This is a genomic window from Bosea sp. RAC05, from assembly GCF_001713455.1.
In the GTDB taxonomy this organism is placed as follows: domain Bacteria; phylum Pseudomonadota; class Alphaproteobacteria; order Rhizobiales; family Beijerinckiaceae; genus Allobosea.
The window spans coordinates 150,517-175,966 of record NZ_CP016463.1 but is presented as its reverse complement, the minus strand read 5'-3'; the positions used below and the strand labels follow the sequence as shown (position 1 = coordinate 175,966).

The 25,450-nt window shown below is 61.6% G+C and carries 23 protein-coding genes; 12 read left to right on the top strand and 11 right to left on the bottom strand.

The features are described from left to right. Window positions 1-100: 100 nt before the first annotated feature. From BSY19_RS00880 to BSY19_RS00860, 5 genes are all read left to right on the top strand, one after another. A complete protein-coding gene (locus tag BSY19_RS00880) occupies window positions 101-925 on the top strand; it encodes a hypothetical protein (protein ID WP_150129356.1) in 825 nt (274 codons plus the stop codon). 341 nt (window positions 926-1,266) lie between these two features. Beyond that, entirely contained in the window at window positions 1,267-1,797 is a 531-nt protein-coding gene (locus BSY19_RS00875) for a PilZ domain-containing protein (RefSeq protein ID WP_083247299.1), read from the top strand. 9 nt (window positions 1,798-1,806) lie between these two features. Continuing rightward, the gene (locus BSY19_RS00870; protein ID WP_069052425.1) at window positions 1,807-2,124 is read left to right on the top strand and encodes a hypothetical protein; all 318 of its coding nucleotides are present in this window, start codon (window positions 1,807-1,809) and stop codon (window positions 2,122-2,124) included. Beyond that, entirely contained in the window at window positions 2,117-2,653 is a 537-nt protein-coding gene (locus BSY19_RS00865; protein WP_069052424.1) for a hypothetical protein, read from the top strand. The genes BSY19_RS00870 and BSY19_RS00865 overlap by 8 nt, the downstream gene beginning before the upstream one ends. Before the next feature lie 61 nt (window positions 2,654-2,714). Then, window positions 2,715-3,248, top strand: coding sequence for a hypothetical protein (locus BSY19_RS00860; RefSeq protein WP_069052423.1), 534 nt, complete (start codon window positions 2,715-2,717; stop codon window positions 3,246-3,248). A 12-nt stretch (window positions 3,249-3,260) separates the two neighbouring features. Here BSY19_RS00860 and BSY19_RS00855 read toward each other — a convergent pair whose 3' ends face one another. From BSY19_RS00855 to BSY19_RS00840, 4 genes are all read right to left on the bottom strand, one after another. Then, window positions 3,261-4,187 carry a hypothetical protein gene (locus BSY19_RS00855; protein ID WP_069052422.1) on the bottom strand — a complete coding sequence of 309 codons (927 nt, stop codon included), beginning with the start codon at window positions 4,185-4,187 and terminating at the stop codon, window positions 3,261-3,263. Window positions 4,188-4,360: 173 nt separating this feature from the next. Then, window positions 4,361-5,950: a helicase HerA domain-containing protein gene (locus tag BSY19_RS00850; RefSeq protein WP_069052421.1), complete on the bottom strand. Its 1,590-nt coding sequence runs from the start codon at window positions 5,948-5,950 to the stop codon at window positions 4,361-4,363. Continuing rightward, window positions 5,947-6,663 carry a hypothetical protein gene (locus tag BSY19_RS00845; RefSeq protein WP_150129355.1) on the bottom strand — a complete coding sequence of 239 codons (717 nt, stop codon included), beginning with the start codon at window positions 6,661-6,663 and terminating at the stop codon, window positions 5,947-5,949. The genes BSY19_RS00850 and BSY19_RS00845 overlap by 4 nt, the downstream gene beginning before the upstream one ends. Window positions 6,664-6,775: 112 nt before the next feature. Next, window positions 6,776-7,393: a hypothetical protein gene (locus BSY19_RS00840; protein WP_069052419.1), complete on the bottom strand. Its 618-nt coding sequence runs from the start codon at window positions 7,391-7,393 to the stop codon at window positions 6,776-6,778. A gap of 142 nt (window positions 7,394-7,535) precedes the next feature. Here BSY19_RS00840 and BSY19_RS27270 point away from each other — a divergent pair, with 142 nt between their 5' ends. The 3 genes from BSY19_RS27270 (at window position 7,536) to BSY19_RS00830 (ending at window position 10,717) form a co-directional block, all read left to right on the top strand. After that, window positions 7,536-9,425, top strand: coding sequence for a hypothetical protein (locus BSY19_RS27270; RefSeq protein WP_150129354.1), 1,890 nt, complete (start codon window positions 7,536-7,538; stop codon window positions 9,423-9,425). Between the two features lie 81 nt (window positions 9,426-9,506). Then, window positions 9,507-9,776 (top strand): hypothetical protein, encoded by a 270-nt coding sequence (locus tag BSY19_RS00835; RefSeq protein ID WP_069052418.1) that lies wholly within the window; start codon window positions 9,507-9,509, stop codon window positions 9,774-9,776. Beyond that, window positions 9,773-10,717 carry a hypothetical protein gene (locus tag BSY19_RS00830; RefSeq protein ID WP_150129353.1) on the top strand — a complete coding sequence of 315 codons (945 nt, stop codon included), beginning with the start codon at window positions 9,773-9,775 and terminating at the stop codon, window positions 10,715-10,717. The genes BSY19_RS00835 and BSY19_RS00830 overlap by 4 nt, the downstream gene beginning before the upstream one ends. A 140-nt stretch (window positions 10,718-10,857) precedes the next feature. On the opposite strand, the gene BSY19_RS00825 is transcribed toward BSY19_RS00830, so the two are convergent. Both BSY19_RS00825 and BSY19_RS00820 read right to left on the bottom strand, forming a co-directional pair. Next, a complete protein-coding gene (locus BSY19_RS00825; RefSeq protein ID WP_171905051.1) occupies window positions 10,858-12,276 on the bottom strand; it encodes a type II toxin-antitoxin system HipA family toxin in 1,419 nt (472 codons plus the stop codon). Then, a complete protein-coding gene (locus BSY19_RS00820; RefSeq protein ID WP_069052415.1) occupies window positions 12,273-12,587 on the bottom strand; it encodes a helix-turn-helix transcriptional regulator in 315 nt (104 codons plus the stop codon). The genes BSY19_RS00825 and BSY19_RS00820 overlap by 4 nt, the downstream gene beginning before the upstream one ends. 384 nt (window positions 12,588-12,971) lie before the next feature. Here BSY19_RS00820 and BSY19_RS00815 point away from each other — a divergent pair, with 384 nt between their 5' ends. The 4 genes from BSY19_RS00815 to BSY19_RS27265 all read left to right on the top strand — a co-directional run bounded on the left by BSY19_RS00815 (window position 12,972) and on the right by BSY19_RS27265 (window position 15,299). Beyond that, entirely contained in the window at window positions 12,972-13,466 is a 495-nt protein-coding gene (locus BSY19_RS00815; RefSeq protein WP_335622295.1) for a LexA family protein, read from the top strand. Then, window positions 13,463-14,746, top strand: a complete 1,284-nt coding sequence (locus tag BSY19_RS00810; RefSeq protein ID WP_069052413.1) for a Y-family DNA polymerase — start codon at window positions 13,463-13,465, stop codon at window positions 14,744-14,746. Before BSY19_RS00815 ends, BSY19_RS00810 begins: the two co-directional genes overlap by 4 nt. Window positions 14,747-14,757: 11 nt before the next feature. Next, entirely contained in the window at window positions 14,758-15,069 is a 312-nt protein-coding gene (locus BSY19_RS00805; protein WP_150129352.1) for a hypothetical protein, read from the top strand. A gap of 80 nt (window positions 15,070-15,149) precedes the next feature. Continuing rightward, complete coding sequence (locus tag BSY19_RS27265) at window positions 15,150-15,299, top strand: transcriptional regulator (protein WP_150129351.1); 150 nt, start codon at window positions 15,150-15,152, stop codon at window positions 15,297-15,299. Window positions 15,300-15,304: 5 nt separating this feature from the next. Here the strand turns inward: BSY19_RS27265 and BSY19_RS00800 are convergent, their stop codons facing one another. Genes BSY19_RS00800 through BSY19_RS00775 form a run of 5 tightly spaced genes read right to left on the bottom strand, consistent with a single transcriptional unit; the run spans window position 15,305 to window position 25,417 of the window. Next, window positions 15,305-16,945 carry a Na+/H+ antiporter gene (locus tag BSY19_RS00800; RefSeq protein ID WP_069052411.1) on the bottom strand — a complete coding sequence of 547 codons (1,641 nt, stop codon included), beginning with the start codon at window positions 16,943-16,945 and terminating at the stop codon, window positions 15,305-15,307. Window positions 16,946-16,993: 48 nt separating this feature from the next. Then, window positions 16,994-17,851, bottom strand: a complete 858-nt coding sequence (locus BSY19_RS00795; protein ID WP_069052410.1) for a hypothetical protein — start codon at window positions 17,849-17,851, stop codon at window positions 16,994-16,996. Between the two features lie 53 nt (window positions 17,852-17,904). Next, window positions 17,905-18,159 (bottom strand): hypothetical protein, encoded by a 255-nt coding sequence (locus BSY19_RS00790; RefSeq protein WP_069052409.1) that lies wholly within the window; start codon window positions 18,157-18,159, stop codon window positions 17,905-17,907. Further along, entirely contained in the window at window positions 18,159-24,941 is a 6,783-nt protein-coding gene (locus tag BSY19_RS00785; protein WP_150129350.1) for an ATP-binding protein, read from the bottom strand. The genes BSY19_RS00790 and BSY19_RS00785 overlap by 1 nt, the downstream gene beginning before the upstream one ends. Further along, complete coding sequence (locus BSY19_RS00775) at window positions 24,938-25,417, bottom strand: hypothetical protein (RefSeq protein WP_069052406.1); 480 nt, start codon at window positions 25,415-25,417, stop codon at window positions 24,938-24,940. The genes BSY19_RS00785 and BSY19_RS00775 overlap by 4 nt, the downstream gene beginning before the upstream one ends. Window positions 25,418-25,450: the final 33 nt, after the last annotated feature.

Genomic DNA, 25,450 nt, shown 5'->3' with positions numbered 1-25,450 from the left:
AACCAGCCTTCAGCCAGGCTGGCCAGTCCGAAGACGCTCGTTCGATCCTCGCGAATCTGGTTCAAGGTTCAGGTGCCTTTGGCGCCTGGGCCCAGTTGCGATGAACGCCGACCATATCCACGACGCCGAGACTGGCGCGATTGCAAAAGAAGGGGAGGGACCACCTCCCGACTTGCGTGCGCGCGCAGCTGCCGTGGTGGCACAAGCTGATGCATCGGGACGCGATGGCTGGATGGCCATCGAGGTGCCAGACGAGATCAGCCGCGACGGCTACCTGCGCATCCCGCGCGCCCCGTTCGAGCAATGGGCATTGTCGCGGACAATCGACGGGGCGTCCAAAGCGCAACTCTGGACGCCAGTCTGCCAGCCAGGCGACCCTGGCGTTCATGACCGCTTTCTTGCCGACTGGCTCCTTGGCGCTGGCTTCAACCCGGCCGACATTCAACCTGGAGGGGCGGACCCGGTCATGGATGCATTTCGCGCGTCCGTCCTGGCAGCAAGGGCTAGAATCGAGAAAGAGGTGCTCGCGCGCAGCCCGCGGCCAGCTCGCCCTGAGCGAAATGAGCCTTCTCGCCCCGAGAGGCGCCACTCCAATGCGATCCCGCCCGCCAGGGGGCGACCGAACCCTATGTCGAAGCCAAGCAAGGCTTTCCAATGGACGCTGGAAGAGGACTGCGACTACGCGCGGCTGGCCGAAAAATCTGACTTCATCGGCTACCTGTTCAGGCTGCCGTCAGTGAGCACGACAATCGTCGCGCAGGTCATGCATATGCATGAGGACGCCGATGACGGCTACCTTATCGTTCGTGCCGAGCCGATCGGTGAAGGGCAGGCGTCCCGGAGCTATTACGGCCCATTGCGCACCTGGTCTCAGGAAGACGTCAGGGCTGCGGCATGGCTGGTCCTTGAGCGCGTCGAAGCGTGATCAAGGATCGCGCCTCGTTCAATCCATCAATTCATTGTTACGCTGACGCATAATCCGCCCGCCAATCGGATTGATCCATCATTTTTGTGCAGAATCCATGCGCTTGCTTAGAAACGGGATATCCGAATTCGGTTCTTGTTAAGCTCTGTGGAGCTAGGTGTCATTCCGACGGTGATTGCCGTGGCGTCCTGTGGAGTGTGTCCGTGAATCTGGCAGTGAAGACCGAATTGGATCCCGCGGTGTCAGCCCGGATTTCTCGCTTTCCTGTCGCGACATTCCTTCCGGCCTCGCTCGACAGCCGCCGGCACCGCCGTGTCGCACTGCGTCTTTCCGGGCGGTGCATGTTCGAAGACCGCACCGAATACGACTGCCAGACGATCAACGTCTCCGTCGGCGGCGCAGCGCTCAGCTGCACGGAGCAGCCGAAGGTCGGGACCAGGGTCGTGGTCTACCTCTCCTTCCTGGGCCGGCTTCAGGGCAAGGTCGTTCGTTCGCTGTTCGGCGCTTTCGCCATCGAGTTCGAGGTGAGCGACTACAAGCGCCGGAAGCTGGACGAGCAGATCAGGTGGCTCGAAAACAAGCCCGCGGAAGATCTGGTCGACGGGCGTCGCGAGGAACGCATCATGCCGCTGAAGCGCGATGCCACCCTGACCCACGAGACGGCTCCCTATCGGGTGAAGATCATCGATGTCTCGCGTTCCGGCGCGGCGATCCAGACCGACCTCGATCTGCCGGTCGACGCCATCGTGACACTCGGCGAGGATGTGAAGGCTCGCGTCGTGCGCACGTTCGTCGGCGGGATCGGCGTCGAGTTCTTTCGGCTTTTGCCGTTCACCCGTTTCGATGACACCATCACCTTCGACATCGACTGAGGGGTGGCCATGGGAAGCGTCTACGCAGCGAGGGCAGCCAACGCACGCCGGATCGGCGAGCGCCTGATTGCGCAGCTGGAGCAGGGCTATCTCGTCTTCACCCACGAAGGCGAGATGCTCAAGCGCGAGGACGTCAGCCTGACTGGCTTTGGGGGCAATGGGGGACTCACTGTGCAGCAGGTCGTGTACATGGATGAAGATCGCGAGTGCGATAACGGGATGCATATGCCCATCGCAGAGTTCGATGCCCTCTTCCGGGACTGGCGCGTCGTCGATCCGCGCCATGTGAAGCCCTTCGTGCCTGCGGCGTCACGCGGGCGTGTCTGAAGCTCATCGCAGCAGATCCTGGGGCTCATTCAGCGCCCCCTTCATCCACGAGCTCGCAGATCGCCTGACAGGGCTGCGCGTCCTGGAAGTCTTCGCCGGCAATGGCCTGTTGGCCGCACTGCTGAAGGAATGCGACGTCACCGTCACCGCGACCAGCGTGCTGTCAGGCCAGGACTGGCATGAGCATGGACTGCTTCATCCCGTCGAGAAGCTGCGCGCACGGGAGGCGGTTGAACGTCACGGCTCCCAACACGACGTCCTGCTGATGTCGTGGCCGCCGGCGAACGAGGCTGCGGCCGACGCCGCCATCGCCTGGGGCTGCGAACGCCCGATCATCTTCATTGGCGAGATCACCGATGCCTCGCGTGGCTTCGCGGGCCTGGGAGGTTGCGCAAGCGATCTCTTCTTTGCCATCACCCGGATCGATCGCGAGTTTGCAGCCTATCGCGGCCGCGGATCTCTGGATCGTGCCGTCGAAATGCATCTCGACGCAGGTCTGCTCGGCAATGCGCGCGCGGACGCTCGATAGCCACTGACATCGGACCAAAGCCCCTGCATAGTCGGCGCCGCGCAAGGCCGAGGACATCAGCATGAACCGCTTCGTACCCGTGATCCTTGCCGCGGCCGCTATCGGATCTGCCTCCAGCGCAGCCAGATCGGCCGAGCTGATCGAGACGCGCTGCCACATGGACTATTGCGGGTGGGTGTCGATCGAGGAACGCGACATCATCGCGTCAAACGCTTCCGGAGCGCTATTCAAAGTGCGGACCAAGGGGTGGTCGGCGCACTATCCCGGCGGGGACTACAGCAAGCGTGTTCCTCGCAAGTACGGCGGCGAGAGTACCTCCTATGTATTCTGCTCGAAGACCGAACCAGCGACCCTGTTCTCCTATGAGGGCAAGATCACCGTCAGCCCTCTGCCACTGGGAACGCCCGACGTTTCGGTCGGAGCCAGCATCAGCGCTGTGATTTTCTATTTTGCTGTCTGCCACGGACTGAACGTGAAGCAGCAGGACGTTGCCGAGGTCGGCGAGCAAGGCGCCAGGCGTCTGGGCTATCGCGTTGCTGACCCCGACAAGGCCCAGTATCCGATCGCCCGCATTGAGGACTTTCTGCGCCGGTGACGCTTCAGGCCGTTACCTCAGGCTCCCAGGGGTGAATGGCTGCGGCCGCAGGGGCGCCGCGGCGGCCCCAACCAGCGCCGGCTGGTAAATTGCAGCTCGCTCCCGCGAAAGCAGCCTTTCAAGTGAATCATAGGGGCGCAGTACGGCTTTGTGCCGTCCAGTCGCCTCCCAGACGCTGGGCGATACCAGTCCATATGCGTTGTTGATGACGAGCGGGCCCCACATCACGATCCAATCGACGACAGGCTTGAAGGCCATCCTCAGCCTGTCCGTGAGACCTCTCCCCCAGGTCCGCAAGGCCGAAAGAGCCAGATCTTCGCGGTCGTGGTCGAACACCGAGAGCAGTTCGTCCTTTGCCTCGACGAAACGGCCAACGATGGGATGATTGCGGCACAATTCGGCGACGCGTTCGAACTCGACCTGGCGAAGGGCGTAACGATGCATCGCCATCTGACGCGAGAGGGGGAACGCGTCGCGCGACGCAGGCGTGGGCAGAAGCGCGATAAATCCTTTCCAGCATGATGCGAGCAGAGCCTCGACCGCTCGTGCTGCAGCCATACGATGAATGGCGACCACGCCATTTATGCCCTGGGTTTTCAGGGCCTGAGCATTGGCGACATCGGTGATGAATGCGATATCCCCGCTCGTCCCGATCGATCTCCGGATCATGGGATCAAGGACGCTGCTGAACACTGCAACGACCTTTCCGCCCTTGGGATCGAACCCAAACAGGGGCTTGTGCCGGCCGGCTTCGATGCCTCGCAGCACAAGGTTCCTCGGTGAATTGGCAGAGGCAGCAGCAGCGATGTCCAGGGAGGCGCAGAGCCTGTCTGCAATAGCTGTCACTGTTTTTCGTGAGACCTCGAACCGACGAGCCAGGTCCACATGGCTCTCCAGGAGGCAATCTGACTCGATTGCCGCAACGAGCGCAGGCGTCATGCGGAAGTCAGGATCCAGTCGCACGCCTGGCTCTACCGCTGTGCGGCCGCAATCTGCGCAGGCCCATCGCCTGCGTTCTTGCCGCATCAGCACCGTTCCGACGGCTGCCAGGCCCCGGTAACGGGACACAGCATGGCCATGGATGACGACCCTCTTGCTGCCGCAGACGCATTTCATGCCGGCGCCATCTCCAGCAACGCCTCGAACGTGATCCTTGCCACATCCTCCGGGGTCAACCCGTCGCGGATCTTTGCGACGAGGCACGCGGGCATGGCGGGACTTCCGTCCGATACGGCCTTCTGGAACGCATGCAGCGTCATGACCGATGAGGTGACTGGGCCATTCAGGCTGGTGCAGGTAGGGAATGGTCCAAGATCAACAGCTGTGAGGGGACGGAGCCCTTCTGCGACCAGCATCTTGCCCGGCATGAGCGCGGTCAAATCCTGCTGGCTGGGATCTTCAGTGGCCGACATCGCCATGAGCTCGGCCGCATCGGATGCGTAGTTCTTCCGAATGAGCGCGACGATCTCTTCATCGAGCCCGGTCTCTCGCTGCATGAAGATCATCTCGCGAGCATCGGCCATCCTCTGCCGCAGCCGGGACCGAGCCGCCTCGATCGGCTTCTCGACCAGGGCTGGCGCGACCTGTGCCAGGCGCGCCATATCGACCCGACCAGTCCGCATGAGGAGTTTGGTCCCGGTGTTGCTCAGGACGGCGTCCAAGACACGGCCTTCGTGGTCACCTCTGGCGTCGATCAAGGCCTGCATCGAGAAGACGAAGGAGTAGCCCAGCGAACGGCCCTGCGCCGCCATCGCTTCGATCCCCCCAGTCGCATACGAGCCGAACTCGTCGAGGAAAACCATGAAAGGCTCTGACCGTGGGACCGAGTCCATGCCTTCTGCGATCATCTCCTGCAGCAGGCAAAGGATCACCTGAGCGACGAAGCTCGTTTCCCTGGCGCTCTTTCCAAGGGTCGGAATGAGAACGACAAGGATTTTGCTGTTATCCCGGATGTCGTCGAGGTCGATCTCACCGCGCCCGTCCGAGATCGCATGCCCATAATCATCGATGAGGCCACTGAGCAGCCTCGTCAGCTGCATATGCAGATATCCATGCTGGTCCGTCGTCGTCACGGCCTGCTTGTGGCGCCTCGCCCATTGGAAAGAGGGCAGGGATTCCAGATAGGTCTTCAGCGAATTCCTGACCGCGTGAGGCATGTCAGGGTGAATCTCCGGATCGGCCAAGTCGATGATCTTGGTCAAAGAGAGGTTCTCCCTGACATGGACAGGGCTGAGATCCATCCGCCCGGTCTCGCGCAGGAAATGCAGGGCCCTAACGACGCATGATACAAGTGCGATTGCCCGATCATGCCAGAAAATGCCATCTCCCGAGGGTGGCGACATCATACCGACAATCAGCTGGATGATGCTGGATGCCCCCGTCTTCGCGAAGGGATTGATCGTGTTGGAGGACACTCCTCCACGCTTGCCAGGCAGCGACATGTCGAGGAGCAGGACATCGTCCTCACGCCCGGCGTCGCGCGCCATCTTGCGGATCTGACGGTAGGCGCTCCTGTCGCCTTTTCCGTCGATGAAGATGAGACCCCGCCCGGCGCCGATCGCATCCCCGGCCATAGAGCACAGCAGATTCGTCTTGCCGCTACCTGTCGCGCCGAGAACGAAGATGTGCCGCTTCAGCGCTTCGTCGTCGATATGCACGGCTTGGCCGCGATCATCCAATCCCAAGCGAACAACGGCGGTCATCGGCTTTTCTCCACGACCCGGAAGCCACCGAATGTGCCGCCACTCTCAACCCAAGAGACGACCTCCATAGGGTCGACGTTCAAGACGATTGTCCGGACACTGGGCGCGATCTCTGCGACCAGTTCCTGGGGGAGGGTTTGAATTGCGCTGGCCCAGTCTCGCCCCTGCAGAGCGCTTTTCAGCGTACGACCACGGGCCTCCACGAGAGACAGCAGCGACTTGGCCTGAGCCGACAAGTCCGACGAGGGCTTGAGCCAGAGCATGATCTGCGCTGTGCGAACCATCTGCGAGATCTCCTTTTGCCCAATCTCAGGGATCCAGGCATGCACAAGGCCCCATGCCCTGGCCGCTTCCGGATTGTCATGAGCAAAACAGGGCTCGCATGTGGGCGGGCCTTTGGGGCCGGCGAACCGGATCGCAGCCTTTGCGGAGAAGCCGCAGTGACTGCATTTGGCGATGCCAGTCTTAACTCCCAGGCCATGCCAATGACGGACGGGCCACGTCCGGAGGAAAACCTGGTCGCCCTCACCCGCCCCGGTCTCTAGCTCCTTTAAGAATTCGTCGATCCAGGGGGAACTCAACGCAGCGTCCGACATGCCTGCTCCATTGACTGATGCCGACTCCAGCATCACCGCGCAGGTATCATTGCGGAAGATTCCGTCGATGACGAATCGCAGATTGCGATTCCTGTGTGGATTGAGCCGGCGATCCAATCATCGCGCACGCCGAGCCGATCACGCTCGTGGATCAGTACGGACAGCGATCCATGTTATCGGACGACAGACATATGGAGCCTGTGCCGGCCGCTTATTGTCAGACTCGATATTATGGCGCAGGCGAGCGCGGTGCCAGGACGGGCTTGCAGACGCTGCGGGGATCGTCTTCGAGGCGGATATAGGTTACCACCTGACCATGCTCGTACTTGTCGCCGAGCTTGGACGTCAGCAGACGGCAGCCGTTGAACTCTCCGCTGCTGGCATAGGTCTGGACGCTTGAGTACTGCTCGTGACGGCGCTCGATGACGCTACCGTTCCGGTCGAAAACGTCCTGCAGCTCCTCGGAGTGGAATCTGGTGCCGCCATAGGCGTCCGACTCCGTATAGGTGCCCTTGCCCTGGTAGGTGTTGATGTAGAAGCTCGGCAGGCGGAACGAGATGCGCGCACCGGCCCACAAAGGCGCTCCATCGGCATCGAAGACAGGCTGACGACCCTTGTTCGCGGGCCCAAGCGCCTGATCGCTGGTCGGAACGTCGAAGGCGAAGACCTCAACGTCGGCTGCTCCTTCCAGCTCTCCGAGCGCGTCGATATCCTTGACGCGGGCCACGACCCGGAAACGACCCTCTTCGGACTGTTCCCAGAGCAAAACGTTCCCCGACAGCGGGTGAGCCTTGCCCTTGGCCCGCGGCTCCTCAGGCGGGAGCGCGATGGTCGCAAACCTGGTCATGTCCGAATCTCCTCCTGGGCAGGATGAACATCGCGCGCGAAACCGACAACCTATTGGTGGATAGCCGGTTGGCCACATGCATCAACGATTGCCCCCGTAATGTATGCATCGCAGGATAGAAGGTAAGATTCACGAGGTCCCGATGCTGTTTGATAAAGTTCAATCCTTGGGCAGGACGATCGGATCGAGAGTCATGCTGGCTCTGTGCGCAAAAAATGCTGGCCGGGCTATGCCTCCTTGTCCTTCCACGCCTCCTTCTCCTTCCGAGGGGCACGGGATTGTCAATCTCGGCGAACGAACCGCTATTTTCATTCGCTCCGGCAGTCTCTGGCATGGCGGATGCCGTCTTTTCGTCCTTGGCTTCGAATACGGGAAGCTGATCGGACTTCGCGATTTTGAAAGCACCTGCACATCCCCTGAGAAGGCCCGAGAAATCGCAATCGGTGCCGTTTCCGAGATGAATTTGAGTTCATTCAAGGATGAAATGCGGCAAAATTCACATCCATTTTTCTCTATTGGAATTGCTATATTCCCATTTCTGAGTTCGTTTACTTCATCTGAATTTCAATACGATGACATAGCTTCGTCTATGGCGATATCATTGAACACAAGTGAACGAATTTCATATAACTGCGCAGAGATCTTGTATTCTGTTTTCAATTCGGCGCTTTCGAATTCAATAAAGCACGTATTTAATCATACCTATCCAAGATGCGACCGTTATTCGATGATTGAATTTGAAGTCGGCGTTAGAATACTATCCAGCAATATCGTCAATTCTGATGCTCATATTGAGGCTCATCGCGTATATAAGATGCTTCGTATTGCTATCGCCGATAGTGATAGTTGCTCTGATTCGGCGTTTGGGCTTGCTTCAGACGCTCTTATTGATATTGACATTCCCGACGATAAAATTAAAATTCTTCTCAAACGGATGAAACATGTCGATTTATCGCCTCTCTCGCCATCATACATAAAACTAATATCTCAGCTTCCGACCGATTATATCCCGTTGAAAGGTGATATTGTCGGATGGAAGCATCTGTGCTATTTGTTGCCTATCATAGCTAATTTTGTTGATTCTGGAGTTGCTCTGAATAGCCTTTTGCGTGGCTTGAAACCCGACTGGCGCGCGCTCTCTCAGCGTCTATTTCCAGAAATGAAATTTGATTCTGCGTCAAATGCGTCCGACGATAGGAGGCTATTTGTACAGCTTTTAATTGCGGTTATGGATGTAAACACACATTTTACAAACACTTTGTATAGTCCTTTACATGCTTATCATAACAATGGAATTGGACGTGATTGCGCCGATATCAATGTAATTTTTGACAAACAAAATCTATATAATTGCGTTATGGTTTCGCGCCGTTGGCATGCTGCTATGCCAGTCATGCCATATGGCCCATCTGTTGCTTGGGGTCGCTACATCGCAGATTGGTCTGATCCTGAAACAGGGCTTGTTATAACGCAACTTATCAGCGCCCAGATGATGAGCGACGAAGGGGGATCAGGGCCAGATTCTTCAGGCGTTATGGGGCTTGACCACTGCGTTGCGACCTATGTCCCAAAAGCTGCATCTGGAAAGAGTACGATCGTTTCGGTCCGCCGTCCGATAGGCACCTCGATGGAGCGCGTTTCGACCGCCGAGCTCATGCTTGCGCAAGCGGGCGAGAATTCTTCGTATGTCGACGTCGTTCAGCATCAATCGCATGCCAATGCCAATCCTCCCGAAGATGCGGTTAGAGCTCTTTCTAACTATGTGAAGAAGATACAGATTGGTGAGATAGAGGTCGACTTCAATAAGCTTGAATCGATGGAATCCAGCGGGATAGATGTCGAGGCGAAGTGTGGCTACGATTGGCGAAATGCAGATAACCTGAGCGCTGCGGTACGTGCTTGGGAGCCTTTCCTCCCTCGACGCTATCGCGGTCTGGACTTGACCTCTCTCTATGGGATGTTCGCAGAGCAGGTGTCGAAACGAGGCAATGCGGCCAATCCACGTGTTTCTGAGGTAGCCAATCAGGATTGACTCGCACAACGCGTCCTGGCGGCTATCCTCGCGACTTATTAGACTTCTCACGCTTTCCGCGCAACGGAGACCCATCAATCCATGACCTCCTGGGTCAATTCACTCGACAACGTCGATCCAGCGGTGGTCGCAAGAGCAACCGCCCTGGAGGCCGAGAAGCAGCAGATCATAGGCATGCTCGACAGCTGCCTGAATGAAGAAGCTGCACTGTTCATGGAGCTCTATCACTCCGGCCAGTGGACGCGTCGGCAGATGATGATCGCGGCCGGCTCCACCATGAGCCACGAGGTGGTGAACCGACTGCCGCCAGTCCTGCCGCGGCAGCGTCGCCGTCCTCAGATTGCAGCGTGAGCGCCATGACACAGGCACAGGCTATCCAGAAAAGCGGCGGTTCCTGGCGCATCCATGACACCAAGCTGCTCGTGCAGTGGCCCAATGCCATTCCGATGCATGTCGGCGAGGATTCCAGGAAGAAGTTCGGTCACATCCTCAAACTGCTCCGCGATCGCGGCTTCAAGGTCACGGCCGACCCCGAGATCAAGGCGCGCAGCCTGCTCATCTCGCCAAGCTATCGCTATGGCCGCCGCGGTGACCTGCAGCTCAACACGCATGTCTACCCGACCGGCGCCGAGTTCCATTTCTACCAGGACACAAACCGCACCCACGCCCGCTCGGGTCGGTACGACTTCGACCAGCGTCAGAAGATGCCCTACCTCACGGGGAAGCTCTTCGATCTCGTGATCCGCGACATCGAGCGGTACCTCGCTGGCGAAGGCTTCGTGAAGCACACGAAGATCGAGACCGCGAACCCCGACCCTCTCGCGTACTTCAACGCTCATTGGTCAATGTCATCCGACCCGACGCGTGGACCGCTCCGGTTCAAGCGGGGAGCCGACGGCTGGCCCGCCGACAGCGAGATCAATTGCTGGGACCGCAAGGATGCCGACGGCATCGTCCTGAACCATGGCGACACACGCCACTACCGCAACCACAAGGGTCAGCTGTTCAAGGGTCGCGTCTATGGCGGGATCAATGGGCGCTGGCTTTACGTCTACGGGCCCGGGGCACGCGACTTCACCCATGTCAGCAATTGGGAGTTGTTCACGGCCGCGCCTGGAGCACCGCGGCGCGACTTCGGAAAAGCGAAACGCGACGCACGTCTCGACAAGGATCTGCAGGCTGCCCTCAAGGACAAGGACTACGGGAAAGCCGCCAAGCTCATCGACGTGATCAAGCGCCTGGCCGAGCGCGAGAACTCCGTCGCTGCTGCCCAGGTCCAGCAGGCGGCCTAGAACTCGGTTCCGTTCATCACTCCGATAGCATCCCCCGCCGCACCCAGCGGCCTATAACACGCAGGCAATCGCAATCGGTGTCGTGATCTGGTACCCGCCGCCCCGGAAGGGGCGGCTTTTCCTTGTCCTCGACGGATTCGTCACATCGAAAAAATGTGGGACGACCCGTCTGCCCCTTCGTCCCGATCGCGCGTCTGATCCGGCGCCGGCACCTGATCGGGCTCGCGAGCCAGCATGGCCGGGATATCGGCACAGCGCGCTGCGATATCGTCGATTGCGATCCCGATGCGCGGCGACCATTCCGGCGTTCCCTTCATCGAGGCCTCGACATCGACGGCAATGTCGGGAAGGCGCTTGGCCATCGCCAGGAGCTCGCTGCGAACCAGGCCTGGCTGAACCCTGGCGTCGGAGGCGAACCGCGCCCAGTGCTGCCCGGTGAGCCTTGTGGGATCGAACTCTCCACCAACTGACATGGCCAGTCGGGGCTTCACGGTCTTGAAGCAGTCCCGGAACGCAGCAGCCGAGTTGATGTCGTACAGCGGCGCCAGACGATAACCGTCAGCTCTGCAAATAAGCGAATAGTTTTTACCATGCGCGTCTGGGTTGTTCCAAAGCACTTGACCCAGAGCCCGGCGCAGCAGTTCGATCTTGGATTCTGATGGATTGACCGTGCTCTCCATCAGCTTGAACGCCGACCTCCAGCTCGGCCCACCCTCGTCCTCGTACTTCTGCGTCGGCTTCACGTTCATGGCCTGGCAGAAATCGATCTGGTGGATGCGTCGCAGCCGCGGCTTGCCGTTCACCTGGCTGATGACGCGATCATAGCGCGCGATCAGCATGTAGTGGACGTCCTCCGCCATCAGCACACGCGACTTCGGGACCTTCAGCCCCATCGCGCTCGCGACGCGCAGACAATAGTTCTCCAGGCGGATCGAGTCGGGCAGCCGCTGGATGTCGGCCTTCAGGATCTGAGCAGACGGGTAGCCGTTGCGCGGCAGGCAGACCTTGCCGTTCTTCACGAGAACGGCCGCCTTGTCGTTGACGCCGGCGAGCGACAGCCGAAAGCTCTCCTCGGCTGCAAACAGCGGCCGTTGAGGGAGCTCGCGGATCAGCTTGGCAAGGTCGGCCTCGCTCAGCTCCTGATAGTCCTCCGGCACGTCGTCCTCGAGGACGATCGGCTCGTCTTCGGCCACGATCGAGACTGCGCCCGCACAGTCGCGGCCGATTTCGCCGAGCAGGGAGAAATCGTTCTCGCCGGTGACGCCGAAGATCGATCCCAGGATCTTCCGATGATTGGGGTTGTCGGGCAGAAGTCCGGCGAGGAACGGTTCGACAACGGTATGGCCGTGCACGCCTTCGCGGACCGGCAGCGAAAGCGACAGGGGATAGGCGCCAGAGCCCGCCTTATCGATCCAGCTGTCGAGATAGCGCAGGGACAGCCGGCCGTTGCGATGATGGCTCAGGCGAGCGATCGGAACGCCGCCGATCCGGACCGAGAGCGCCTTGACCTCGTCACCGCCGGAGGGCCGGCCACGCCGGATGGTGGTCTCTGCATTCACCACTTCGGTCCTCCCTGGTCGACGTCGATATCCATCTCATCGACTGCCATCTCATCGTCGGCCTGGAGATCTGGCATCGGGGCCGGTTCGCTCTCCCAGATCATCCGGATCCCGAGCGCCCGTGTCAGCGCGAGAGCCGTCTCCAGGCGCAGCGACCCTTCGCCCTCGGCCTCGGCTACCGTTTTTCGCGATACGCCGGCCATAGCCGCCAGCTCCTCCTGCGAAATCTTTGAGCCGTTCGGACCTGCAGCCTCGCGCGCGGCGCGCAGGAGAACTTTGAATTCGCCGATCGACCTGATCTCGGTGCTCATGGCGCCCATCATTATGAACCGAATTGCAGCCTTATGGCCGCTACAGGTTACATATTGCGCCCCATGATCGACAAAATCAAGTCAGACACCTACGGGTTACATTATGGGTTTCGTGTTTAATGAACCTAACCCTAGTCACCTATGGGTTACACATTGCCATATATCCTTCGATAACTGATCGCGTGTAACCCATGGGTTTCAACGTTCTCGGTTACGTCGCTGCCTCGTAGCCTGGTGGCATGACCGTTCAGCCCATATCCTCGTGACGCCGCTTTCGAGCACTGCCTGAGGCCGCTTTCAGGCCCTGCGCGATTGCGCGGCCGACAGCTTCAAAGGGCCCATAGCACGCAGGCAGCTGGCCGCGTTGCCTTCCCCCTGAGGGGAATGTCGCAGCCCTCGGCGCTTGACTCCAAATCGCGTTTGTTCCTTTTATGTTCTCATCAAGGGAACGCTCCGATGCATCTTTCACCCGTCTTCATGGGCCCTATTGTCATGCTTCCGCTCTATCGGAAGCCTGTCTGCGCCGGCTTCCCGTCCCCGGCCGACGATCATCTCGACTCTCCGATCGATCTGGCGCGCACGCTGATCCGCAATCCCCCGGCGACCTTCATCATGCGCGTCGCAGGCGACAGCGCCATCGACGTCGGGATCTTCGATGGCAGCCTCGTGACTGTCGATCGCTCTCTCATGCCGCGCGATGGCGATGCCGTTGTCGTCGACGTCAATGGCGAGCGATCCGTGAAGGTGTTCAAGCTCTCCGGCGGCCGATCAAGTCTCGCGTTCGGCAACCGGCGATACCCGGCCTATGAGCCTGGCCCAGACGCCGAGATCGAGATCTTCGGGGTGATCACCAATGCTGTGCGACGTTTCCGTCCATGACGGGGTCGTTTGCCCTCATCGACGGCAATTCCTTCTACTGCAGCTGCGAGCGCCTGTTCGAGCCACGGCTGCTACGCCGGCCTGTGATCGTCCTGTCCAACAATGACGGCTGCGCAGTGGCCAGGACGGCTGAGGCCAAGGCGCTCGGGATCAAAATGGGTGACCCCATGTTCAAGATCCGAGACCTGTGCAAGCGGGAGGGCGTCACGGTTTTCAGCAGCAATTACACGCTGTACGGCGACATCAGCCGTCGCATGAACGAGGTCTATCGCGACTTCGCCGCCCAGATCGAGATCTACTCGATCGACGAAAGCTTCCTCGATCTCACCGAAGTCGCCGAGGCAGATCGCGAGGAGCTCGGCCGCGATCTGCGGTCAACCGTGTCGCGTTGGACCGGCATCCCGACCTGCGTCGGAATAGGCCCGACGAAGACGCTGGCCAAGCTCGCCAACAAGGTCGCCAAGTCGACCCCGCAGCTCAACGGCGTCTGTGACCTGACACATGCACGCGCCCGGGAGGAATGGCTCGCCCTGGTCGATCTCGAAGACATCTGGGGCGTTGGACCCGCCAGCCAGGCCAAGCTCAGGGCCATCGGCTGCAATACCGCTGCTGACGTCGCCTCAATCGATCCGAAGCTGGCGCGCAAGCTGCTGACGGTCGTTGGCGAGCGCATCATCCACGAATTGCGCGGCACGCCCTGCATCGAGCTGGAAAGCCTGGCTCCAACGCGAAAGGGCTGCGCCGTCACCCGCAGCTTCTCATCCAGGATCGAGGACCTCGACACCCTGCAGCAGGCCGTCGCTGCCCACGCCACGCGGTTGGGCGAGAAGCTGCGCAGGCACGATCTGGCGACCGATCACATCACGGTCTTCTACCACACCAGCCCCTTCGACAGCGCCGGACCTCAACGGTCTGCATCGACGACGGTGCGGTTCCCCGAGGCCACCAACGACACCCTTGTCCTCGTGCGCGCAGCGCGCTGGGCGACGCGACGCCTCTGGAAGCCGGGATATCGCTATAGCAAGGCCGGCGTCGTCACCACGGATCTGGTGCGGCCGCAATACGCGCAGCGCGCGCTGATCGGAGGCTTCGACCAGGAGCGCGGCGCCAGGCTCATGGCGGCCATCGATCTGTGCAATGCGCGCCACGGCCGCGGCACTGTCGCGCCGGCGTCCGCCGGTATCGCGCGCCAGCAGCAACGCTGGACGACCAAATTCGAGATGAAGTCGCCGCGGTACACGACCCGGCTGGAGGAAGTGCCCGTTATCGGCAGTGCGTAGGAGTGAGCGTGATGAGTTTCGACGACGTCTACCCGTACCAGATCGAGGTCGAGATGCCGTCATCGGGCGCCGATGACTGTGTGGCAGCCATGACGGAGTGGCTTGCCTACTGGGAGGTCGAGCATGCGGTTCGCCCGTCGAGCGCCGGCGCCAGGCATCTCACGCGATTTGGCTTCACGGATCTGCGATATGCGCGGGCGTTCAAGATGGCGTTCGGGGGCACACTCTACCTCCCGGAGGACGAGATCGAAGCCCTGAAAGTGCAGATGGACATCGAGGAGGAGGATCGCCTGGAGCGCCTGGCACGGTCTTATCCGGACTGAACCGGGCTACTCGACGTCCGATCCGGAACAGGCAATGCTGCCGCCCGTTTCCGCATCAAGCCGACGCGAAGGAGACGACGATGGTCATCGCAACCCATGAGGACTATCAGGCCGCACTTGTGCGCGTCGCAGAGCTGGCAGGTGCACTCGAAGACACGCCCGAGGATGCCGAGCTAGCCGCCCTGTCCGAGGCCGTTCTGGCCTGGGAGGAGAGCCACCCAGAAGCGTGACGCGATCAGGCCGGCGTCAGCCTGGCTTCCAGCAGATCGATCTCGCGCACGAGCTTGCGCCCGATCTCGTCAGGGATCTGGTTCGAGCGCACGAAGCGAAAAACAGCCTCACGTTCGGCACGCAGTCCCGCCAGCCGCAGATCACGCTCGATCTGATCCATACGCTTGACGAGATCGGCCTCCTCGCCCGTCTTCATTCGACCATCGATGCGCTGCCTGTAGATCTCCATGATCCGGGCGCCGACGTCGGCGTAGAGGTCTGCGTCGTTGCGACCCTCGCTGAGACTGTGCTGGGCGCTCTCGATCGAGCGGATTGCGGCCTCGGCTGCAGCATTGCGGACCTTGTCTTCCTGCGCCTCGTGCGACGGCTCGGGCGGCAACTCCAGGTTCTTCAGCAAGAAGGGCAGGGTGACGCTGGCAGCGATGAGCGAGGTGATGATCACGCCGGCAGCGAGCAGGATGGCGAGGTCTCGGGCCGGGAAGGCGGCGCCGCTCGACAGGGTCAGCGGTAGCGTCAAAACGCCTGCAAGCGTGATCGCGCCGCGGACGCCGGCCATCGACGTTGCCGCGATCAGCCGCCACCCCGGAATGAATGGCTTTTCGCCGCGGCGGGCCGCGCGAGCGAGCGTGAAGCGCAGCGAAACCCAGACCCAGCCGAACCTCAGCGCAGCAAGGGCGATGTTGATGGCGGCGATATAGACCAGCAGCCAGAGCGGATCCTGGTGCCCTGTCTCGCGGACGACCTGCGCAGCGCTGGCCCAGAGCTGTGGCAGCTGCTCGCCCAACAGAACGAAGATGATCCCGTTGGCAGCGTACTGGATCGTGTCCCAGACCGCGTTGCGCCTGACGCGCGTCACCGCCAGGGCCTGACCTCGCTGCTCGACATAGCTCATCGAGATGCCGGCAGCGACCGCAGCCAGAATGCCGGAGCAGTGGAGGTGCTCGGCCAGAATGTAGGCACCGAAGGGGATCAGCAGGCTGATCAGGATCTGCGAGCCGGTGTCCTCACCCAGCCGCCGGGAGATCCAGTTCTTCAGAAGCGCTGTCGTCCAGGTCGTGAGAATGCCGATGGCAATGCCACCCAGAGCCACCCACAGAAACGTCCCGAAAGCGTCGAACAGCGAGAAGGTACCCGACACAGCCGCGGCGACGGCAAACCGCATGCACACCAGCCCGCTTGCATCGTTGAGCAGGCTTTCGCCTTCCAGGATGTGCATCAGGCGCTTGGGAATCGGAACACGCGCGGCAATGGCAGAGACGGCGATCGGATCGGTCGGAGACACGATGGCCGCCAGCGCGAACGCGACCGGGAGCGGCATGCTCGGGATCAGCCAGTGAATGAAGTAGCCGACTCCGACCACGGTCAGGATTACGAGGCCCAAAGCGAGTTCAAGGATCGTCCCCTTGTCGCGAAACAGGCCCTCCTTGGGGATCCGCCAGCCGTCGAGGAAGAGCAGGGGTGGAAGGAACAGCAGGAAGAAGATGTCCGGCTTCAGCTCCAGCGCCACATCGGCAAAGGATGCGATGACCGCGCCCAGGGCGATCTGAACCAGCGGAAGCGGAACAGGTGCCGGCGACAGCCTGACCAGCATACCGCTGACCACGACGGCCAGCAGCATCGTCAGGATAATGGCGATCGTCTCCACGAAGTCTCCAGTCTCGAACTCAATTGGCGCTACGCATGCCGGCCACCGTCAGGGCCCGGTGATGGCAGGGGCGCCCGCGCGCAACGCCTCGACCTGGTCGAAGATGAACTCTCCCTTGTAGAGCGGTCGCATATCTTCCATGTCGCACGGCTGGGTCGAACCATGTACGAGACACTGGAAGACGTCCCTGGCCCGAGCGAAGGTGTCGAGGAAGGTTTCGCCCGGCCGGCTATGGGCGATGAGGTCAGACCAGGACGAGCGCAGCTTCTCCGTGACCGGTTCTCCGTAAGTCAGGAAGAACGAGAAGCCGAGCCGGGGCTGGACCGAGATGTCGATGTGATCGAAGCAGCGCAGGTCCGGATGAGCTGGGTTCAGCGACACCGCCATCTCGGTGCCGTGAGCGCCCGTCAGCACGTCCTCAAGCTGATCGATGACGGCGGCCTCGCTGGTGAAGCCCAGCTGCGGAACGGCATGGAACGCCTTGTAGACCGGTGCCTTGATCGTCAGGCTGCTGTTGACGTCGATGCGATGGTCGCGGCGCCAGGCAACCTGCCCATCGCTCTCAGGCGATGACAGGATTGCGTAGTGGAAGCGCTTGCGCAGATCGTCGAGGGACTGGATCGGCTTGATCTGGGTGAAGCCACGGACGGACCCGCCACTCAGCATCTCCTCGACACCGCACTTGCCCCACTTCAGCTGGGTGGCATAGCTCGGGTCCGATCCCTTCTCGACCATCCAGCGCAGCAGCTCGAAGGCCATCTCGACGCTGATCGGGTGTGGCCAGAAGGAATCGGGACGGACCAGATCGATCAGCGAAACCCGGAAGTTCCGCCTGCGCGCCGCAGGCTCGCCGCCTTCGGCGAAGTAGTTGTTCCGGAGCGCGGCAGCCTGTGCAGTGCGGGACATGGGTGTTCCTGACTTCTGATGCCTGGCCAGTGTCCGGGCCAAGCGCGAAATGATCAAACGCCCGCCATCTCGCGACCGCGCTTGGTCAGGCTCCAGATCGTCGTGCGCCCGACTCGCTTGAGCTCGATCAGCCCATCCTTGCGCCAGCGCTGGATCAGCCGATCGGCTTCTCGATAGCCGGGACCATTCGAATCCCCGCAGGTCCAGAACACCTGGGTGAAGGTGAAGGGCTCGCCGCTCTTCATCCTGGCTTCCATCTTGGCGCGCCTCTCGGCCGCCTCAAGCACCTCGCTCTCGGTCATCGGCATCAGGCTGCGAGCCTTCCGTCGGCGCGCAGCTTCTCTGCCGTGTCCGCGATCGTCTTCAGGATCGGGTTGAAGACGACGTACTTGCGCTCGCTGCTCGCCGTCTGCACCGAAGCCAGACCGATGCGCTGCGCGAAGTTGATGAAGCGGACGGTGTTCGGGCAATCCTCCAGGAAGTCCTGCACCATCTTGAGCGTGAGATCCTCGCCCATTCCGACCATGGCGCCGGCCTTGGTGAACCACTTCCTCGTCGGGATCAGGATGCCGAGGCGCTCCAGCAGATTGCCGTTGATCATCTCGTTCTCGAACCAGCTGCGCAGGCTCGTCTCCTTGTCGTCGACACCAGCCACATGGCGCATGGCATCGGCCGCGAGGTTGTTGAAGTGCCCGGTGACAGCCTCGAACACATCGCGCTCGGCCCCGATGAGCGTCGCTCCGAATTTCGAACCCGCCCTGTCCAGCATACCCTCGGACCACCGCCGCAGGTTCAGCCAATCGAAGGCGACCTTCCTGTTGTCCTGGTCCTGCGACAGCCGCATCGTCTTCGTGGCGCCGGCGACGAACAGCACGCGCACCTCGGGCACCCCCATCATGCGCTTGTTGTTCAGGACGACGCTCGCCGCCTCGCGGATCCAGTCCATGCCCCAGTCGAGCTTGTCGTCGATGACGATGAGGTGCTTGCCCGTCTGAGCGCAGAGCTTGCGGATCAGGGCCCCGAGATCGCCGATGCGCTGGAACGTCGCCGGCAGATGGACTTCGTACTTGAAGCCGTCCTTCTCGCCCTCCAGAGCCTTGGCTGCGAGCTTGATATCGGACGCGTCGGTTCCGCTCAGCACCATGATCGGGTTCTCGCCGCGGAAGATCTTGTCGATCTGGCTGCCCGTGAGCGGCGAGATGTGATCGGCCTCAGCGCCCTGGGCCATGCAGCCGGTCCGGCTCATCGAGCGGCGGTTCTGGCGGAAATCGAAATCCTTGGTCGGCGGTGCCGACAGGAAGCCCTCCAGACGACGCTCGATGGTCTCCCGCGATCCGAGCAGGCGGCGAATCGACGGCGAGCGCAGAGCCCAGCGATCATCACCGACGCGGCGGATCAGGCCGAGGCCCTCCATCTCATCGACTGCATCCTCGACCAGGGCCAGACCGTCGATGCCACCGAACATCGAAGCCCAGAAGGACTGCGCCTCGTGATGGACCTCGCCGATGGTCATGCCCTCGGTGTACTCACCGCTGGCGGCCCGGCTGAGATCGCCGCTGGCGATCACGTTGGCCAGGAGCAGATAGCGGCGATCGTGCTCGATCGAAATGAAGAACTGCCTCGTGACCTTGTCCAGGATGTCCTTGTTCATCAGCGCGTCTCGGACCATCGTCTCGTCGATGATCACGGGCAGGGTGGCATTCGCCGGCATCGGCCGATTGTAGAAGTGCTCGACGAGCTCGGCCGCCATGACCTGGAGGAGAGAGGGGGCATAGTTCGCCCGGCTCAGCAGCCGCCAGACAAGATCACGACTGGCAAAGGCGAAGCCCAGCGCCGCCATCGGACGGGTCAGCAGACGCTCTGCCTCCGACAGCTCCGCGCCGACGAACGGGCCGATGCGGACCGCCCTGTTCAGCTGACGAAGCGGCGCGTTGCCGTCGCGAGCCAGGCGCGACACGTTCTGAAGACCGGCGAAGACGACCTTGAAGCGGCGCTGGGACTGCTCCATCAGGTCCTGCAGGGCGAGGAATGCCTTGTAGTCGTTGGCCGCATCGACCTCGATCAGGTCATCGCACTCGTCGAGCATCAGGAGAACGCGACGGCTCGCCTTGGTGTCGAGGAAGCGCCGGATCCCGTCGGTGAAGGCCTCGCTGGTCGACACCTTCGCCTTGAACACCTCCGGCATGGCCTCCGAGATCTTCGACCAGACATCGGACACGCGGCCACCCTCGGACTTGCCGACGCCCTGGACCGACAGGTGGGTGATGACGAGCCCGGTCTCGGGGCTGTGGCGGGTGCCGACGATGTGCAGGAGGGTCGCGGTCTTGCCCGAGCGGCGGGCGCCGTAGACGATGCACGGGCCAAAGGGATCGGTGATCAGCTCGATCTCCGACTGACGCCCGACGAACAGCTCGCCGACGGCACCCTTGCCATGGTCACGGAACGGCGCGGCGAAGCTGAAGGGCTGCGCGAGCTCGATGATGGAACCAGCACGCAGCGACGGCTCGGCCGCAGCGGCCGCGGCAATCGCCATGTCGACCACCAGCACCTTGCGGCGGTGCTTCCGGCAGGCCTGGCTGAAGCGCAACCGGTCGGTCGCCGGCACGAGGCTCGTCACGATGACCATCGAGCCACCCACGCCACGCCCACTGAGGAACTTCGCGATCTCCTGCTCGCCGGGCAGGGTCGGAGCCACCAGCAGGTTCCAGCGGCCGAGCGTCTGGCTCCCGAAATCAGGCAGAACGCTGGACAGGTCGTCCTTGGGCACGTCGAGCCCGATCTGGAAGGAGATGCCGCGCTCGCCGCCGATCGGGAAATCGATCACGCGCTCAGCACTGCCCTCGGTCGTGATGCCGAGCTTGGCGAACCACTCCACCAGATTGCGCATGATGGCGGGCGTCGTGGCGCGCTGATCGCGAACGACCTTGGCGAGCTTGTCGAAGCCGTCCAGGAAATCGCGGGCGGCACCGCGACGCCCGGCGCCGATGCGGCCGAAGGCGAGGGGGCCGAAGTTGCGACCGTTACCGGCATGCTCGATGGCATTGCTCAGTGCATTGGACTTCTGGCTCTCCAGGAAGTCAGGCACCTGGGGGAAGAACGACTTCAGGCCGGTCTCGTTGGTCCCTTCCTCTGGGATCTCGACCCCCGCCTCAAGGTGCGAAATCCACTCGGCGGCAACCACCAGGTCGTCAGCTTCCACGATCTTGCGCACCCGGTCGATGGACTTGCGGTCAGCCTTCTGAGCCAGCTCCACGGCATCAAGCTGCGCGTTCATCTCGGTGCGGCGGCGAGCGTTCATGGACCGGCCGCGGGTCGAGATGAAGTCGATGACCTCGGAGACGCCGGCGAAGTCGACGATGGTGCCGGGCACGTCGTCCTCTTCGGTGCGCAGCTCGCTGACGATGTCGAGCGGCAGCACGGACGTGTCGATGATGTCGATCCGGTCCGCGAGGCGGGCGGCCTCGTCCTGCTCGGCAGGATCGCCGCTGCGCTCGATGGTCTCCAGGGTGCGACGAGCCTGCTCCATCCGGCCATTGATCTCGGCCCGGACACTGGCGACCGAAGCCGGCAGGGATTTGGTGAGATCGGTGGCGTACTGGCTCTCGCCTGAAGCCTGCAGGTAGTCGATCAGCAGCTGGGCCGACGAGAACGAGCCGCGCTTGACGTGCTCATTGTAAGCGGCGCCGACGGACTCCTTATCGAGCGCGATACCCTTGGCCTCGACGATAGCCGTGCCGATCTGGAAAGCATCGACACCCGCCGGGAGCCAACCACGGCCGTGGCGCATCCCATCGACCAGCGCCATCGGTGCATGCAGAGCGAAGAGGTGATCGAGGCTACCGGCCTGGGTCACGGGCTCGCCGTCGATGATGTTGCGAACGCGATTGAGGGCTTCGAGAACGGTCGCCACGGCAGCATGCAAAATGGCCTGCGTCGGACGGATCGAGCGCGTTGCGACAATAGCCGCATCGAAGGAGGTGAGCAGCAGCGTACGGATTTCGTCGTAACGCTTGCGCCCGGCCTTCTCCAGCTCCTGACGCGCAGCACAGGCCGAGACGTAATGAGCGCACCAGTCCGCGATATCCATCACGGCGCCGACCAGCACATTACGGAACGAGCCGATGATGGGAACGCGGCGGCTCGGGCCCTTGGCGATGGACTCCTTCGTCGACTGCACGAGCCTGTCGGCTGCGTCCTCGGTGCCGTACCGCTCGGCGAAATTCCGGGCCGCGTTCAAAGCAGCGGTCTCGGAGATTTCGAGCTGAGCGACCAGCGACCCGACCGGGCCGGACCGGTTGGTCAGGGCCTTGGCGGTCTCGGCGCCGATGGGCCAGTTGCCGAAGTTGATGCGAGCCAGCTTCGAGCTCGCCTGGATGATGCTGCTCTTGGCATCGTTGAGATCGGAACGGGCTTCGGCAGTGTCCTTGAGGGACCGGAACAGCTCGATCGTGAGCGGCTGCCCATGCTTGTTCACGGAGCGAACGGATTCCTTCAGAGGAAAGACATCCTTGTTCCAGCCTGCGTCGAAGGTCGTGCGCTCGACGATGAGCATGGCGGCCTCATGCCGGCCGATCAGGGCCGGCTCGATGGCCCCTGCAAATGCCAGGAGGCGCCGGGCCTGCGAGGTCTCATCCGACGGGAAATGAGCCGGATCGATCTCGAAGACGCTGTTGAGGGCGGTGTCGACCTCCTGGGGCATGCCGCTCACCGAAATGGTCGACAGGTTGAGCTTGCCGACCATGGCGGCAACGCGCATCTCAGGCGCCGAGAAGGGCATTACCTCTCCCACGGCGTCGGCCGCGACCGCGAGGTGATAAGCCAGGCCGAACTGACGATCGGCAACGTGACGGGCCATGGCCTGACCCCACTCGCCCAACGCCTCCTCGGCCTCCTCGGCTTCGGCGGCCAGATCGCTCGATGCATCGACGACAGGCGTTTCCTCGACGACCTCTGCAACAGCAGGAGCACCAGCCTCGAGGCTGATATCCCTTGCAGCCGCCGGCAGGATCTCAACCTCGACCGCGGCCAATTCGACGGCGGGCGCAGCCGTCGGCTCGTCCACGGCGACGGCCTTTACAACCGGCTTCTCGGCCGACCGATCCGAACCCTTGAGCCATGCCGACAGGGCATCATAAGCCACGCTGTAGGCCGTGCTGGTCCGTCCGGTGGCGACACTGATGTCATGCACTATATCTGGGCTGAACTCCGAGGCCTTCATCTTCTCGTACAGCCCAGCCAGCGTGACGCCCGCAGCCTCTGCCTCGGAGATGGCCGCGACCGGCGCCTCCATGTCGGACTCATCCAGGATGCGGCCAGCGGACCTCACCTCGTCGAGCATCGTCGCCAGAGCGGTAGCGGTCCGGGGATCGTCCTTGGTGCGATAGCGTTCGATGCGCGCCAAACGCTCGATCTGCACCTGTGCAGCTTCCAGCACCCGATCGGCACCAGCTGCCCTGTCGGCGGCCGCACCGGCATCCATGGCCGCGACGACTATGGCATCGAGCTCCGACACCTTGGTCTGCAGCACCACCATCGACGTCATCGCCTGATCAAGGGAATTGCGCGATGCAGGAAACGACCCGGCGGCCAGTGCCTGTGCTTCGCCGATCAGATCCGCCAGCGTCTGCTGCCATGCAGCCTCCGCAGCGCTGACGATCTTCACTTCCTCCGAAACGGTCGAACCGAGATCGGTCAGGGAGGACGGCAGCGGGCGAGTGGCGGTGTCGATGGTGATCAAGGCAGCTTCCTCAATGACGGGCAGGGCCGCGGTCGTTTCGGGATCGATTGAAAGGGTGGGGAGGGACTGAAGGGGCAGAAGAGGCGCCGCCGGAGTGCCATCCTCCAAGGGAAGAGACTGCACTGAAGCGAGGCAGACCTCAGCTCGTTGGAGCCACTCTTCGTGACTGGCCAGCTGACCCCGGACTTTCATTTCGCGGCCCGATAGCTTGTAATTCAGCCAGTACAATGACCCGAGCTTCTCGTAGTAAATCTGGAATAACTTCGCTCTGCGCACACATGTCGGATCCACCAGCATGTGCACCAATAATGCTTCCGCACTCGACCTCTCGATGCCGTCATTCTGGAAAAGCGCGACATCAACAACGATATCTGTGATCTTGCCGATCTTATCGCCATTCTTTAGGGAGATCTCTCCATATTCTTCTTTTTTGCCAAACAGAGTGACATTGTCTCCCGTTTCCTTAAACAGATCTGCGACAATCCTCTTCAGCTCCATAAGCGCTGATGCGTCGTCGATGATGTCGAGAATGTAGTTTGCAAGATCATCCGTGTTGGCGTTCGTGCCCGTGCGCCCGATCTGCGCAAAAACCATTTCCACCTGATGATCTGAAAGCGCGATGCACGACCCAATCATCTTGCGATCAATGCCGTAATCGATCGATCGCGACCTCGCGATCATATCGTCAGATAGGGCGATCATTTTCAGGTAGGCGGAAATTGCGGTCTCATGGAAATCCCTGACGAATCTCCGCGCAAAATCACCGATCTCACCCGTGCACTCCCAAAGCGTCTCAACGACGCAGTCGCACAGGGGCGGGCAACCGACCGTCATGATCAGAAGACCAAAAATCAGCTCCTGCGCGAAATCGTTGGTCTCAGGATCATCGACAAGCGTGGGCAGCTCAACGAGAATCTCATCGAGATACTCTGCCAGGGTCGCAGTTCCGGGCTTGAACTCCGGCCCGAGGATTTTAACGGCTCGGTCGAACAGCGGCGCAAGCGCTGTCTTCGTAGCCTTCACGTTGATAATGTCCGGCTCAGCAGCCAGTCCGATATTGAAAGCGATCGCCCATTGATCGAGCTTTCGCAGCAGCGCTGGGAGGAAATCGGCCCGGCGCTTGCAGCTTGCTAATTCAAGATCACTCGTCGTCGCCCGCGTTTCTTTCGCGAATAGGGACGCAATCCGGTCTACCCGGTCTTTCGGAAGATGAAGATTGGACTCAAACCAAGCCTGGTCGGCGAAGGCAGGAAGCTTGGGCAGAAAGACTATGTCATGCCTAAGGTTAACAAGTTGCTCATCGGTCACGATGAGCCGCGGTGGCTGCGCGAGGCCCTGTGATGCGCTGATCATTGAGCGCCCCCGTTGAGGAGCGCGCGACAGGCCGCAATCTTCCCGCTGATGAAGGCGTACTCGTCTGACGACAGGCGAACACATGTTCCGCCATCGTGCAGGCTGACGACGATGCCGCCGCCCTCAGACGGCGCCGCGCAGATAACGCGCTGACGCGACAGCGCCTCTGACAGGGTGGCGACGTCGCTGCTGATCATGACCTCGCCGACAAACAGGAAGACACGCTCACCGTCGAACGCCAGGGCGATACGCCGCTCGACGTCCTCGACAACGGTCAGCTCGACGGCCGTTCCAGCCAGGGCAAGGAGGGTTTCCCGCAGCCACCCACGGAAGGCAGTCGCGACCGTCGTGTTCCCGATAGGCTTGAGGCGCTCGGCAATCTCACGAACGGTCGGACGTCGACCGGCCTCGATGATGGCTGCCGCTGCAGAGGCAACGTCGCCTCGCATGGGAATGGATGTTGTGATCGCGCTCATAGTCCATGGACCCAATTTCGTCCCGGACCCTAA